Raw genomic sequence first — 13,230 nt, 5'->3', positions numbered from 1 at the left:
GGGCGGGCGCGGTCGGCCGGACGCCGGCCCGGACCCGGCAGGCGTCCGCGTGCCCGTTCGAGGAGCCGCAGCCCCGAGCCCGGCGTGCGTCAACGCGCCCGTTCGAGAAGATCCCGGCCCGACCCTACGTGCGTCCGCGTGCGCCCGAGACGCGGTGAGGTCCCCGAACCCGCCCTCGGCGCACCGGCCAGCACATGGTGATGAGGTGTCCTGTCTGCGCGGTCACCGGTCCTCGGTGCTGGGCTGTGAGTGACGGCCGGAGCCGGGACGCTGCCCACCGCGTGACAGAGGGCCGGATGAACCGCCGGCCCGACGGTGCGTGCTCGCTCCGGTGCGCCTACCGACTCACCGCGTCTCGTGTCAGCTCTGCAGCTCGACCCCCCAGTTCGTCCTCTGGACGTCGGCGTCGAGCCCGCGCAGCTCGCGCGCCACGGCGTCGGCCTGCTCGCGCAGCTCCCGCACCGGCAGCGCGGGCAGGCGGCGCAGCTCGCTCCGGAGCTGGCGGTAGCCGCGCTCGCCGGCGGCCGCGTCGGCCGCGCGGGTCAGGAGGCTGTGCCGGGCGCGCAGGGCCTCGCGCCGGGCGAGCGCCGCGGTCAGCACCTCTCCGGTGGGAGTGGTGGCCGTCGCGTTGGTGAGGTTGATCGCCGTGACCAGCCGCTCGAGCTCGCCCAGTGCGCGCGTGCAGTCGGCGAGCAGCTCGGCCGGGTCCTCGGTCGGCTCCTCTCCCTCCTGGTAGGAGGCGTTCGCGACGATCCGCGACTGGAGGGCCTCGATCCGCTTCTGCAGGTCGGCCCGCTCGAGGAGTGCTTCGGCGAGAGTCATGCGACCAGGCAAGCACACATCGACGGGACCCGCGCCCCTAGGCTGCGACCGTGCCGCTGCAGAACCATCCCGGAGACGTCGAGTTCCCCGTCCGACCCCGGCTGCGCTACGCGCGGGCGGCCGATGCGCACCGGCGCGGGCAGGGCGCCGGACGCCGCGCCCTCCTGGTGACGGCCTTCGCGGCTCCGGTGGGCCTGGTCGGCTTCGCATGGGGGCTCGCGCTCGGCGGCGGCGAGAGCGTCGTCGCGTTCACGGCGTTCGCGTTCGCACTGGCCTTCGGGCTGCTCGCCGCCACGGTCGGCTTCCAGCAGTGGGATGCGCGCGCGCCGCGCCGCGAGCAGCTCGCCTACCTCGGCGCGGCCGACTCGCCGACCCCGTCCCTCCGCCAGCAGCAGCTGCTCGCGCTCGACGCGGTCAGCGACTTCTCGTTCGCCGGCTGGAACTCCTCCCTCGCGTTCCAGCCCTCCTGGGCCGAGCTCCCGGAGGAGCTGCGGCGCCGCTACGCCGACGGAGCGAAAGGAGCGCCCTGGCAGCAGCTGCCGCTGCATCCGCTCGTCGAGCACCGGGTCGCGCTCGACCGCGACTTCCGCATCGCCTCGGCCGACGACGTGGAGCTGCTGGTCGCCGACGTGCTCACCCGCGGGCCGCTCTCGACCCGCTTCGCCGAGGTCTCGGCCTCCGCCGACGCCGAGCGGATGCGCTCCCGGGTCGCCGCGCTCACGGGCGGCAGCGAGTTCCACCTCCTCGAGCTCGCCCAGGCGGTCGACGGGCGTCCGCCGCTGCTCCTGCTCGCGGGCGACGCCGAGCGCACGATCGGCGCGATCCGCTACGCCTACGTCGCCGGCTACCTCCCGGCGGCGCGCGCCTGGGAGCTGCTGGCCGCGGTCGGCGACCGCGTCTTCGAGCGCTACTCCGGCTGGGACGCCTACTGGGCCGACGCGGCCCTCGCGATCGCCTTCCGCACCGACTCCCTCGGCGCCGTGCAGCACCACCACCGTCTGCGCGCGGAGCTCGCGGCGTCGGGGTGGCCGGCGGCGGCGGTGCCGTACCCGGGCTGAGCGCGGCTGCGGAGGCGGTGCCTCCGAGCCGGAGCTTCCGGACCGGAGGCGTGCGCCCGCGCATTTGTCGCCGGCCGCCGACAGGGCTGTCGACCCGGAGAGCTTCGCCCCCGGCGTCAGCCCAGCTTCGAGGCGGGCACCGTCTCGAGGTGGAGCAGGTCGCGGCGCAGGCGCTGCGAGCGGACGTAGCTGCTCAGCACGTGCTCGGGCGAGGGCGGGGAGTCGCTCCCGCCGAGGAGGGCGCGCGCGGTCGTGAGGCGTGCGCGGCGGATCTCGTCGAACACGGTGGTGCCGTTCCGCGCGAAGGTGCGCTGCAGCGTCCGCTTCGGGACGCCGAGGCGCTCGCAGATCTCCTGGACCGAGAGGCGGGGGTCGGTGGACATCGCGGCGATCAGGGCGAGGGCGCGCGTGTAGACGTCCTCGCTGCTCTCGCGCGGCAGCGAGGTCGCCAGCACAGCGCCCGCCAGCTGCTCGACGGCGGCCCGCACCAGGGGGAAGGCGGGGGAGTCGGCGTCGAGGGTGGAGCCGAAGGTCGCGTTGACGGTCGAGAGCAGGATGCCGCGGCTGGCCGCGTCGGCCTCGGTGACGACGGCGCCACGGTCGGCCGAGTCGACCAGACCCAGCAGCGGGCGGTCGAGGGCGATCTCGGTGCGGGCGCTCGGGGTGTCGGTCACGATCGTGAACGGGGAGTCGCAGTGGAGGAAGGCGATGTCGCCCGGCGCGACGCGGACCTCGAGCGCCGCCGGATCGTCCGGCTGGATCACGAGCGCGCCCTCGAGCGGGATGATCAGGCGGACGCCCGGGCCGGCGGCGGAGGTGCGGTGCAGGCGGGCCGGCGAGTGCCAGATCCGGAGCACGTCGACGCCGTCGCTGCAGAGGGTGTCGGCCACGATGCGGAACGCGCCGTTCGCGCGGACGTCGACGCCGCTCTGCGCCAGCCACGCGGCCGCCGCCGTGTCCCGGCGGGACACCCCGCGATCGACGATCGGTCGGCTGCCTTCTGCGATTCCCCTCACGGCGGAGTCCTTTCCTCTGGCGCGTCCTCCGTACGACGCGATCCCTCTACCCTGGCCGATCCGGCCCGGTGGTGAGAAGTCTTCATGCGATCGCATCGTCGCTCACCTCCACCGCAAGGTGTCGGATCCCGCCATCGGGGGACGGAACCTGACCTCGGGAGTGCGCCTCGGATCGACGTGGACCTCGAGCGCGGCGACGTCGGTGAAGGGCCGGTCGTCGCTCGTGCGGCCCCGCAGCACGATGGAGTGGCGGAGCGTCCGGGGCGCCCGCAGCGGCGCGATCGTGTAGTGCGCGACGGCCACGAACCCCGCTCCCGGGGCGACCCGCTCGGGCCGGCCGACGACGGTGACCGGGGCCTCGTCGTAGTCGAGCTCGGCGCCCGAGCCGTCGGTGAAGGAGCCGCAGAACAGGGCGAGGTCGTGCAGGGCGGAGGTGCCGGAGTTGTGGAACTGCATCCAGAAGGTGATCACGGCGACGGAGCCGCACGCGGGCGCGAGCCGCACCGCGCTGCCGTCGAGGACGAGGTGCGGGGGCGCATCGAGCGTCGGAGCTCCGAGCATCAGCCGCGCCGCCTGACGCCCGCCGCCGGTGCGGCCACCGGTTCCGCTGCGCGTCCCGCCAGCTGCAGGAGGCCGCACGCGGCGACCACTCCGACGAGGGCGGCCGCCCAGCTCAGGTCCTGCTGGTCGAACTCCCGGACATGCGCCGGGACGCCCGTGAATCTGAGGATCCCCTGGGCCGCGGCGACGGTGGCGAAGGCGAGCATCGCGGCCGTGGCGGCGACCGCGGCCGGGGTGGGCGGGTCGCCCTCCGAGTCCTGGGCGAAGCGGCGGACGGCGCGCGCGAGGGCGAGTGCGCAGAGGGCTGCGGCGACGAGGGCGGCCGCGGTGTAGGCCGGGCCGGCGGCCAGGAGGAGGAGGGCGCCGACGACGACCCGCAGGCAGGCTGGAAGGACACCGGGAGCGCTGCATCCGCGCGCGCCAGGGCCTCCGCCGAGGGCCGCGGTGAGGGCGCGGGACTCCTCGAGGCGCCTCCGGACGCCATGAGGACCGGCGGCGCGGAGCAGGGCGGTCGCGCCCGAGGCGAGCAGCGCGACGCCGACGAGCAGGGGGAAGACGAGGGCTGCGGCGGGCAGGGCGGGGGCGGCGTCGGCAGGGGTCATCGGGTCTCCTTCGGGGCGGGGACGGGGCGCGCGGCACCTCGATGATCCGTCCTCGCGAAGCGCCTCGGGACGCCGGGCGCGAACGCTCACGAGGCAGGCGCGCCAGAACGTCAGAACGCGCCAGCGGACCGTGCCGCAGAGCCGTGCCAACGGCACCGCGGAACGTGCCACGCGCCTCCGCGTGCCCGCTGCGCGCCGTTTCGAGACGGCCTACGCTCACCGGATGGACGAGGTGCGGGACGCGTACGGCGCGCGGGCGGAGGAGTACGCGGCGCTGCTCGGATCGGTCGACGCGGGGCCCGCGGCCGATCGCGAGCTGATCGGGTCGTGGGCCGACGGGCTGGAGGGCACGGTCGCCGACGTGGGCTGCGGGCCCGGGCACTGGACGGAGTTCCTCCAGCGCCGCGGAGCCGCCGCGGTCGGCGTCGACCCGGTGCCGGAGTTCGTCGCGCTGGCGCGGGCGCGGTTCCCGGACGTCCCGTTCCGGCTCGGCTCGGCGCTCGAGCTCGACGTCGACGGCCTCGGGGGCGTTCTCGCGTGGTACTCGCTCATCCACCTGCCACCGGCGGAGCTGCCCGGCGCGGTCGCGGCGCTCGCCGCGCACCTCCGACCGGGCGGAAGCCTGCTGATCGGCTTCTTCGAAGGGCCGCGCACGGAGGCGTTCGCGCACGCCGTCGCACCGGCGTGGTTCCATCCGCTCGCCGAGATGCGCGCCCTCGCCGAGCAGGCCTGCCTCGAGGTGACCCACTCGCTCCGCCGCAGCGCCCCCGGCGTCCGCGACCACGGCGAGCTGATCGCTGTACTCCCGCGCTGACGCCGAGCTGATCGCTGTACTCCCGCGCTGACGCCGAGCTGATCGCCGTCCGCCCACGCTGACGCCGAGCTGATCGCCGTCCGCCCACGCTGACGCCGAGCTGATCGCCGGCCTGTGATCCGGACGCCGCCGACGCCGCGCTGGTTCCGTGCTGACGGCACCCGCTCCCGCTGGTCATCGGCGGCCGACGTCCCGGCCCACCGCATCCCCTCGAGACACCACCGCCCCGCCGGGACGCCGCCGTCTCAGCGGTGCCGCGGCGGTCTCGGCGGTGTCCCGGCGGACGAGGGCCCCCGCGCCTAGAGGCGGTCGGCGCGCCACTCCGTGGGGATCTCCTCGCCGCGGCGGAACGCCTCCTCCTCGCGCTCGCGCAGCTCGACGCGGCGGATCTTGCCCGAGATCGTCTTGGGCAGGGGGTGGAACTCGAGGCGCCGCACCCGCTCGAAGGAGGAGAGCAGCTCGCGGGTGTGGGCGAAGATCGCGCTCGCCGTCTCGGCGGTCGGCTCCCAGCCCTCGGCGAGGGTGACGTACGCCTTCACCACGCTGTGGCGCACCTCGTCCGGAGCCGGCACCACCGCGGACTCGGCGACGGCGGGGTGCTGCAGCAGCACGCTCTCGACCTCGAACGGCGAGATCTTGAAGTCGGAGGACTTGAAGATGTCGTCGGTGCGGCCCACGAAGGTGATCGTGCCGTCGACCGCGCGGACCGCCACGTCGCCGGTGTGGAAGTAGCCGTCGGCGCGGGCGCGCTCGGTGCGGTCCTCGTCGCCGAGGTAGCCGGACATCAGGTTGACGGGTTCGACGGACAGGTCGAGGCAGATCTCGCCGGTGGAGGCGGGCTCGCCGGTCAGGGGGTCGACGAGGGCGATGGCGACGCCGGGCAGCGCGCGCCCCATCGCTCCGGGGACCACGGGGGCGCCGGGCGGGTTCGCGATGATCGCGGTGGTCTCGGTCTGGCCGTAGCCGTCGCGGATCGTGAGGCCCCACTCCCGCTCGACGGTCGCGATGACCTCGGGGTTGAGCGGCTCGCCCGCCGAGAGGATCTCGGCCAGCGCGCGCGGCTTCACTCCGAGCGCCGACTGGATCAGCATCCGCCACACGGTCGGCGGCGCGCAGAACGTGGTGACCTCGGCCCGGTCGAGCTGCTCGTGCAGTGCGGTGGGGGAGAAGCGGCTGTAGTTGTAGACGAACACCGTCGCCTCGGCGTTCCACGGCGCGAAGAAGCAGCTCCACGCGTGCTTGCCCCAGCCCGGCGAGCTGATCGCCATGTGCACATCGCCCGGCTGGACGCCGAGCCAGTACATCGTGCTGAGGTGCCCCACGGGGTACGACTCGTGCGTGTGCACGACCATCTTGGGCTTCGAGGTGGTGCCGGAGGTGAAGTAGATCAGGCACGGATCGGAGCTCTGGACGACCACGGTCGGGCTGATGCCGAAGGGCTCGAGCGAGTCGGCGTAGTCGAGCCAGCCCTCGACGGCGCCGCCGACCGCGATGCGGCCGAAGCCGCCCTCCATCTCGTCGAACTTGGCGGTCTCGGAGGCGTCCGCGATGACGTGCGCGACCTCGCCGCGCTCGAGGCGGTCGGCCAGGTCGGCGGGTGAGAGCAGGGTCGTCGTGGGGAGGATGACCGCGCCGAGCTTCATGATCGCGAGCATCGACTCCCACAGCTCGAGGCGGTTGCCGAGCATGAGCATCACGTGATCGCCCTGCTCGACGCCCACCGAGTGGAGCCAGGCGGCGACCTCGTCGGAGCGCCAGCGCATCCGGTCGAAGGAGTACTTCTCCTCGGAGCCGTCCTCCTCCACGATCCAGAGGGCGGGGCGCTCGTTGCCGATGGCGATCGCGTCGAACCAGTCCACCGCCCAGTTGAAGCGGGGCCCGACGTCCGGCCACTGGAAGGCCTCGTTCGCGGCGACCGCATCGGTGCGGTGCTGCAGGAGGGTGTCGCGGGCGGCGCGGAAGCTCCCGGTGGGGTTCATGCATGTCTCCGTAGCGGTCGAGGTCCGGCCGCTGGCGGGACCGACCCCCATTCTGCTCCCGCCGCGGTGCCGGGTGCTGCGCGACGGAGGCCCGGTGGGGACGCACGTCGGAGGGAGCACCTGTGGAGGAGCGGCCGAGTCCGTCCCACGAACGACACGGCGTCAGCGGGAGAGCGGAGGGCTCGCCCGCCGCAGCAGGCGCTCCCTCCGCTCCCTCCGCGGGACCTCAGTACTTGATGGACTGACCGCCGTCGATCGGGAGGACGGTCGCGTTCACGTACGAGGCGTCGTCCGAGAGGAGGAAGGCGACGACCGAGGCGATCTCGTCGGCCTCGCCGTAGCGCTTGGTCGGGTTGACCTGGATGAACTCCTCGGCCGCCTTGCGCGGGTTCTGCGGGTCGAGCTGCTTCATCGAGTTCTCGACCATCGGGGTCCAGATGGCCCCGGGCGCGATCGCGTTGATGCGGATGCCGAACTCGCCGTACTCGATCGCGGAGTTGCGGGTGAGGCCGACGACGCCGTGCTTGGCGGCCGCGTAGCCGGACTGGTTGCCGATCGCGGTGATGCCGCCGACGCTCGCGGTGTTGACGACCATGCCCGAGCCCTGCTCGCGCATCACCTTCAGCACCTTCTCGAGGCCGAGGAACACGCCCCGGAGGTTGATCGCGACGACCTTGTCGAACTCGTCGGCCGTGAAGTCCTCGGTGAGGTTCTGGCGGCCCTCGATGCCGGCGTTGTTGAAGAAGCCGTCGATGCGGCCGAAGGCCTCGAGGGTGCGCGCGACATAGGCGTCCACGTCCGCCTCCTTCGACACGTCGGCGAGGACGGTGATCGACTCGGTGCCCTCGGGCAGGACGTCGACCGTGGCGGCGAGGCCCTGCTCGGAGATGTCGACGAGGGCGAGCTTCGCGCCCTCCTGGGCGAGGCGGACGGCTGCGGCGCGGCCCAGGCCGGATCCACCTCCGGTGATGAGGACGACGCGGTCGGTGAAGCGGGTGCTGGTGGTGGTCATGACGACTCCTGCTCGAAGAGGGATGGACTCGGAGGCCGTGTGGTCGGCGAGTCCGTATCCATGCGTCTGCATGCAATTGGCTCCACGATACTCCACAGGTGTCGGTTGAGTCTGAGTGCGCGGTCAGGGACGGAGTGATCCGGGCTGCGGGCGCCCGCAGTCGAGCCCGGTGGACCCTCGCGAGCGGGGCCGCAGGATCCGACGCGAGCACTCGGGTTCTGGGCAGAGCCGCCGCCCCCCGACCCCGATTCGCCTGGCCGCCGCTTCCGGGCGACCGAGCCGCCCCGGCCGAGCAGGCGAGTCGCCGAGTCGCCCCGGCCGAGCAGGCGAGTCGCCGAGTCGCCGCCGATCCGCCGCTCGCCCGCCTACAGGTGCGGCTGCCCCGTCGAGGCGCTCGTTCCGCCGTCCACGGCCAGGATCGCGCCGGTGATGTACGCCGCGTCCGCGCTGGCGAGGAACAGCACCGGCGGGGCGATGTCGTCCGGCTGCCCGGTGCGTCCGAGGGCGATGCGGTCGATGAAGGGCGCGAGCTCCTCGGGGGTCGAGGCCATCGACTCGGTCAGCGGCGTCTGCGTGAAGGCGGGGGCGACGGCGTTGACCCGCACCCCGTGCGCGCCGAAGTCGAGGGCCAGCGACTGCACGAACGTCGTGATCGCGCCCTTGGTCGCGTTGTAGGCGGCCTGACCCCAGTCGCCGCGGATGCCCGAGACGGAGGAGACGACGACGATGTTGCCGCGGCTCGCCTTGAGGTGGGGGAGCGCCGCCTTCACCGCGTAGAAGAGGGCGTCGACGTTCGTGGCGAAGAGCGAGCGCCAGGCGTCGTCCTCCACCTCCTCGATCGGGCCGCCGAGGTGGCCGGCCGCGTTGTTCACGAGGACGTCGATCCCGCCGAACCTCGCGACGGTGCCCTCGACGAGCGCGTCGACCTCGGCTCGGACCGAGACGTCGGTGGGGACGACCAGGACGCGCTCGGCCGGGAAGCCGGCGACGGTCTCCTCGAGCGTGGCGGGGGTGCGCCCGGCGACCGCGACGCTCGCGCCCTGCTCGAGGAAGGCGCGTGCGATGGAGCGGCCGATGCCGGAGCCGGCTCCGGTGACCAGGACGGTGCGTCCGGCGAAGGGGTAGGTGTTCGAGGCGATCATGGCGGTGCCTTCCGGGTGCAGAGGGGCGGCTCGGCGGGGTGCGTCGGGTGCGGCGGGCGTCGGATCCGCCCGGTGCCGATCATCCGCGGCACCCGAGTGGATCGACGGGCCGCCGCGCCGGTACGGAGGAGCTCCACATCGATCCGCAGCACGGCTCCCGACCCTGGCAACCGCCGCAGAGTGCGGTCCGCGGCCGCGCGGGCTCGGGTAGACCGGAGGGACGCCAGTGGACAGGGGGAACCACCATGGACACCACGAGAACGACCGCTCCGCGCCGGGCGACGGGGCTCCGGGCCGGACGGCGCGCGACCGTGCTGGGCGCCTCGGCACTGCTCGCGGCGCTCGCTCTGAGCGGCTGCACGAGCGGCGCCGACCAGGCGGAGGAGGCGACACCCGCCGTTCCCGGCACCGCTGCTCCGACGACCGCCGCTCCGACCGCGACGCCCACCGACGCTCCGCTCGGGCCCGTGACGCTGCCCGAGGGAGCGACCGCCGCCGTGCGGTGGACCGACCAGGTCGGCCCCGTCGATCCGCAGACCGTGAACCTCAGCGGCGATCCGCTGCACATCACCGTCTCGGTCGCCTGCGACACCGCGGACGCCGAGGTGACGATCGAGGTCGTCGGCCTGATGACGAGCGGATCGTCGTGCGTCTACAGCCCGAGCACGACCCGCACCGGCACGGGAGGCGGCAACACGGGCACCATGCAGATCGCCGTCGAGCAGGACGCCGAGATCAGGGTGACGACGGTGCCGGACGACGCGCACTGGTCGGCCGCCGTCTCGACCGGGGCGCGGACGGTCCCCGGGCCCTGACGCCGGCCTGCGCGCTCACGAGAACACAGAAGTCGCGGTGGTCGAGAGCGGCCACCGCGACGTCTGCGTTCTCGAGTCGTCGAGGACGTCAGCCGATCGGGACGCCGAGCTCGGCCATGAACGGCACGGCGTCGACCGCCTCGCCGTCGACCCGCGTCTCGAAGTGCAGGTGGCAGCCGGTGGAGGCGCCGGTCGAGCCGCGCAGCGCGATGACCTGGCCGACGGTGACGGTCTCGCCGACCGACACCATCAGCTCGCTGTTGTGGGCGTAGCCGGTCTCGATGCCGCCGCCGTTGTCGAGCAGGATCCAGTTGCCGTAGCTGCCCTGGTACGACGCCTCCTCGACGGTGCCGCTGGAGGCCGCGAGGACGGGCGTGCCGCAGGCGCCGGCGAGATCGGTGCCCTTGTGGAACAGGTTCACGCCGGCGACCGGCGCGTCGGGGCGGGGGCCGTAGCTGCTGCTGATGTGACCGGAGATCGGGACGACCCACGCTCCGGACGCTCCCGCGGCGGCCGTGGTCGACTCGCCGGAGGTGGCGGTGATCGCGTCGAGGGACGCGGTGGGGACGAGGACCTCGGGCTTGGCCTCGGCGGCGAAGGCGTCGCGGGTGACGCTCTGCTGCACGACTCCGGCCGCCACGAAGCTCTGCGGGCGGGCCGCGGCGACGGCGGTGGCCGTGTCGCGGGTCAGCTCGGAGTCGGCGGTGCCGCCCACGGCGAACGCGGGCATCGTCGAGGTGATCGCGATGCCGGCCACGAGGGTCATCGCGGCGACGGCGGAGACGCGGGGGCGCGACGGGCCGCGGGAGGTGCGGCGGCTGCGGGACTCCTGCTCACGGAGCGAGCGACGGGTCGGGAGGGCGGACGGACTGCCGGTCTCGGCTCCTGCGGGGGTGGGAGTCGAGGCGCGTGACGAACGGTGCATGCAGAGGAGGTTCCAGGTCTGCCGACGCTCGAGGGGGGAGGCGAGCGCCGGGTGGGGCAGTGGGGCTGATCGCACGGCTGAGCCGATGCGACCCTCCAAACTACCCGCGTTCCGCCGGATCCGACCTGAGAGAAACCTCCGGAGTCAAGCGGTTGAGCGCATCGATCGGCTCTCGATCCGGAATGGCGGGGGTGGGTCGCCGGTGGGCGTGCTCAGCGGTCGGCGGTGAAGACCAGCAGGGCGATCACACCGGCGACCGTCGCCGCGACTCCGGAGCCCAGGCGCCACCACATCCACTTGTCGCGCCTGGGCCCGCGCACGGGACGCCGGAGGCCGGCGCGGCCCTGGTAGCCGCCGGGATCGTGCTGGAAGACCATGCCCCCAGCCTGCCGAACCCGCGCCCGTCGCGGGGTCGACTCGCCCGCGACTCCCAGCCGCGAATGGCACCGCAGGGCTGAAGCGAGAGCCGAGGAGAAAGGAGGAGAGGCGGCGACCAGGGGGAAGGGGAGGCGGGACGGCACGGGCGCAGAACGGCCGCCGCCCGCGCGCCTAGCGCGGCCCGAGCGCGCTCGCCAGCGGGTTCGCGGGGCGGGTGCCGCTCGGTAGCGTGGGGGAGTCGGCCGGAGCGGTCGACGAGCGGAGGAGCGGACATGGCCGGGACCGGCAAGGACAAGGACGCACGCGACAAGGCGGCGCAGAAGCGCGCGAAGAAGGCGCTGAAGAAGGCCGAGAAGTCGGTGCGCGCGGCGCACGAGGCGGTCCGCGACTCCAGCAAGAAGCTGCGCAAGAAGGCCCGCAAGCTGGCCGAGCAGACCGAGAAGCTCAAGCGGACCCAGGAGAAGGCGGCGAAGAAGGCGGCCGCGGCCGAGAACCGCCCGACCACGCCGAAGCACGCCGCCGAGCCGGCGGTCGGCGCCCTCGACCTCACCCCGCCGCTTCCCGGATCGCAGGAGCCCGCCGAGGATCAGGAGTCCGCCGAGGACGCCGGTGCCGCGGCCGGGTCCGCCGCACAGCCGGAGCCGGCCCCCGACTCCGACCCCGCGCACACCCCGGACCTCACCCCGCCGATGCCGCGCTCGGCCTCCTGAGCGCACCCGTCTGAGCGCCGCATGCCGGTGCGGGCTCAGGAGAATCGCACCCGCCGATGCGCCGCCCGCCTGAGAATCCGCACAGGGTACTCGGGCGGGCGTGCCCCGCGAGGTGAACAGCAGGTGAAGCCTCGCGACCACGCCGGAACGCCTCCCGCCGCGGGAGCATCATGTCTGCGTGGATCCCTTCATCCTGCTCGCGCTCGTCGTCGTCACGGCCCTCGCCTTCGACTTCACCAACGGCTTCCATGACACGGCGAACGCGATGGCCACGTCCATCGCGACCGGTGCCCTGAAGCCCCGCACCGCCGTCGCCCTCTCGGCGTCGCTGAACCTCGTCGGTGCGTTCCTCAGCATCGAGGTGGCGCTGACCGTCACCAACGCGGTCGTGAAGATCCAGGACTCCTCGGGCGCACCCGATCCGGCGCTGCTCGAGGACGGCGGTTCCGCTCTGCTGCTGATCGTGCTGGCCGGCCTCATCGGCGGCATCGTCTGGAACCTGCTGACCTGGCTGCTCGGCCTGCCGTCGAGCTCGTCGCACGCCCTCTTCGGCGGCCTGATCGGCTCCGCTCTCGCGGGCCTCGGCCTCAACGGCGTCAACTGGGCAGGCGACGGCACGAAGCTCGACGGCGTCGTCGGCAAGGTGATCCTCCCGGCGCTGATGTCGCCCGTGCTCGCCGGAGCGGTCGCGGCGATCGGCACCTGGCTCGTCTTCCGGGTGATCGGCAACCTCGCCGAGAAGAGCCTCCACCGCGGCTTCCGCTTCGGTCAGATCGGCAGCGCCTCCCTCGTCTCGCTCGCGCACGGCACCAACGACGCGCAGAAGACCATGGGAGTGATCACGCTCGCGCTGATCGCGGCCGGCGGCTGGAGCGACACCGAGTCGGTCCCCTTCTGGGTCAAGCTCAGCTGCGCGCTGGCCATCTCGCTCGGCACCTACATCGGCGGCTGGCGGATCATCCGCACCGTCGGCAAGGGCCTCGTCGAGATCGACACCCCGCAGGGCATGGCCGCCGAGAGCGCCTCCGCCGCGGTCATCCTCGCCTCCAGCCACCTCGGCTTCGCCCTCTCGACCACCCACGTCGCGACCGGTTCGATCCTCGGCTCCGGAGTCGGCCGCCCCGGAGCGCAGGTGCGCTGGCGCGTGGCGCTGCGCATGGTGATCGCCTGGGTCATCACCCTCCCGGCCGCCGCCCTCGTCGGCGCCGTGATGTGGTGGATCGGCCACCTCGTCGGAGGCGCGGCCGGCGGCCTCCTGATGGCCGCGATCCTCGTCGCCGTCGCCTCCCTCATCTACATCCGCTCGCGCCGCGACAGCATCGGCGCGCACAACGTCAACGACGAGTGGCAGGACGCGGCGGCACGCCCCGCGCCCGAGACCGCCGGCGTCTGAGCG

At 73.7% G+C, this 13,230-nt stretch carries 14 protein-coding genes; 5 read left to right on the top strand and 9 right to left on the bottom strand.

The window, feature by feature from the left end:
- Positions 1 to 360: 360 nt before the first annotated feature.
- A complete protein-coding gene (locus tag C5C44_RS03875; RefSeq protein ID WP_104224023.1) occupies positions 361 to 822 on the bottom strand; it encodes a DIP1984 family protein in 462 nt (153 codons plus the stop codon).
- A gap of 50 nt (positions 823 to 872) precedes the next feature.
- On the opposite strand from C5C44_RS03875, the gene C5C44_RS03870 reads away from it, so the two are divergent.
- Positions 873 to 1,880, top strand: a complete 1,008-nt coding sequence (locus C5C44_RS03870) for a DUF1266 domain-containing protein (RefSeq protein ID WP_104248304.1) — start codon at positions 873 to 875, stop codon at positions 1,878 to 1,880.
- A 116-nt stretch (positions 1,881 to 1,996) separates the two neighbouring features.
- On the opposite strand, the gene C5C44_RS03865 is transcribed toward C5C44_RS03870, so the two are convergent.
- From C5C44_RS03865 to C5C44_RS03855, 3 genes are all read right to left on the bottom strand, one after another.
- Positions 1,997 to 2,851: a helix-turn-helix domain-containing protein gene (locus C5C44_RS03865; RefSeq protein ID WP_181027279.1), complete on the bottom strand. Its 855-nt coding sequence runs from the start codon at positions 2,849 to 2,851 to the stop codon at positions 1,997 to 1,999.
- Positions 2,852 to 2,998: 147 nt separating this feature from the next.
- Complete coding sequence (locus tag C5C44_RS03860) at positions 2,999 to 3,457, bottom strand: hypothetical protein (protein ID WP_104227480.1); 459 nt, start codon at positions 3,455 to 3,457, stop codon at positions 2,999 to 3,001.
- Entirely contained in the window at positions 3,457 to 4,059 is a 603-nt protein-coding gene (locus C5C44_RS03855; RefSeq protein ID WP_104335348.1) for a hypothetical protein, read from the bottom strand. The genes C5C44_RS03860 and C5C44_RS03855 overlap by 1 nt, the downstream gene beginning before the upstream one ends.
- Before the next feature lie 223 nt (positions 4,060 to 4,282).
- On the opposite strand from C5C44_RS03855, the gene C5C44_RS03850 reads away from it, so the two are divergent.
- The gene (locus tag C5C44_RS03850; protein ID WP_104269788.1) at positions 4,283 to 4,873 is read left to right on the top strand and encodes a trans-aconitate 2-methyltransferase; all 591 of its coding nucleotides are present in this window, start codon (positions 4,283 to 4,285) and stop codon (positions 4,871 to 4,873) included.
- A 299-nt stretch (positions 4,874 to 5,172) separates the two neighbouring features.
- On the opposite strand, the gene C5C44_RS03845 is transcribed toward C5C44_RS03850, so the two are convergent.
- The 3 genes from C5C44_RS03845 to C5C44_RS03835 all read right to left on the bottom strand — a co-directional run bounded on the left by C5C44_RS03845 (position 5,173) and on the right by C5C44_RS03835 (position 9,006).
- Positions 5,173 to 6,852, bottom strand: a complete 1,680-nt coding sequence (locus tag C5C44_RS03845) for an AMP-binding protein (RefSeq protein ID WP_104328055.1) — start codon at positions 6,850 to 6,852, stop codon at positions 5,173 to 5,175.
- 226 nt (positions 6,853 to 7,078) lie between these two features.
- Positions 7,079 to 7,864, bottom strand: a complete 786-nt coding sequence (locus C5C44_RS03840; protein WP_167299040.1) for a glucose 1-dehydrogenase — start codon at positions 7,862 to 7,864, stop codon at positions 7,079 to 7,081.
- 365 nt (positions 7,865 to 8,229) lie between these two features.
- A complete protein-coding gene (locus C5C44_RS03835; RefSeq protein ID WP_258063352.1) occupies positions 8,230 to 9,006 on the bottom strand; it encodes an SDR family NAD(P)-dependent oxidoreductase in 777 nt (258 codons plus the stop codon).
- A gap of 245 nt (positions 9,007 to 9,251) precedes the next feature.
- On the opposite strand from C5C44_RS03835, the gene C5C44_RS03830 reads away from it, so the two are divergent.
- Entirely contained in the window at positions 9,252 to 9,821 is a 570-nt protein-coding gene (locus C5C44_RS03830) for a hypothetical protein (protein WP_104335346.1), read from the top strand.
- 88 nt (positions 9,822 to 9,909) lie between these two features.
- Here C5C44_RS03830 and C5C44_RS03825 read toward each other — a convergent pair whose 3' ends face one another.
- Both C5C44_RS03825 and C5C44_RS16930 read right to left on the bottom strand, forming a co-directional pair.
- Complete coding sequence (locus tag C5C44_RS03825) at positions 9,910 to 10,746, bottom strand: M23 family metallopeptidase (RefSeq protein ID WP_104335345.1); 837 nt, start codon at positions 10,744 to 10,746, stop codon at positions 9,910 to 9,912.
- Positions 10,747 to 10,958: 212 nt separating this feature from the next.
- Positions 10,959 to 11,123 (bottom strand): hypothetical protein, encoded by a 165-nt coding sequence (locus C5C44_RS16930; protein ID WP_159940529.1) that lies wholly within the window; start codon positions 11,121 to 11,123, stop codon positions 10,959 to 10,961.
- A 273-nt stretch (positions 11,124 to 11,396) separates the two neighbouring features.
- Between C5C44_RS16930 and C5C44_RS03820 the strand changes: the two genes are divergently transcribed.
- Together C5C44_RS03820 and C5C44_RS03815 are read left to right on the top strand one after the other, a co-directional pair.
- Positions 11,397 to 11,834, top strand: a complete 438-nt coding sequence (locus C5C44_RS03820) for a hypothetical protein (protein WP_104273730.1) — start codon at positions 11,397 to 11,399, stop codon at positions 11,832 to 11,834.
- A 178-nt stretch (positions 11,835 to 12,012) separates the two neighbouring features.
- A complete protein-coding gene (locus tag C5C44_RS03815) occupies positions 12,013 to 13,227 on the top strand; it encodes an inorganic phosphate transporter (RefSeq protein WP_104224012.1) in 1,215 nt (404 codons plus the stop codon).
- Positions 13,228 to 13,230: the final 3 nt, after the last annotated feature.

The organism is Rathayibacter sp. AY1F6, from assembly GCF_002932035.1.
GTDB lineage: Bacteria > Actinomycetota > Actinomycetes > Actinomycetales > Microbacteriaceae > Rathayibacter.
This window is presented reverse-complemented; position numbering and strand designations above follow the sequence as displayed.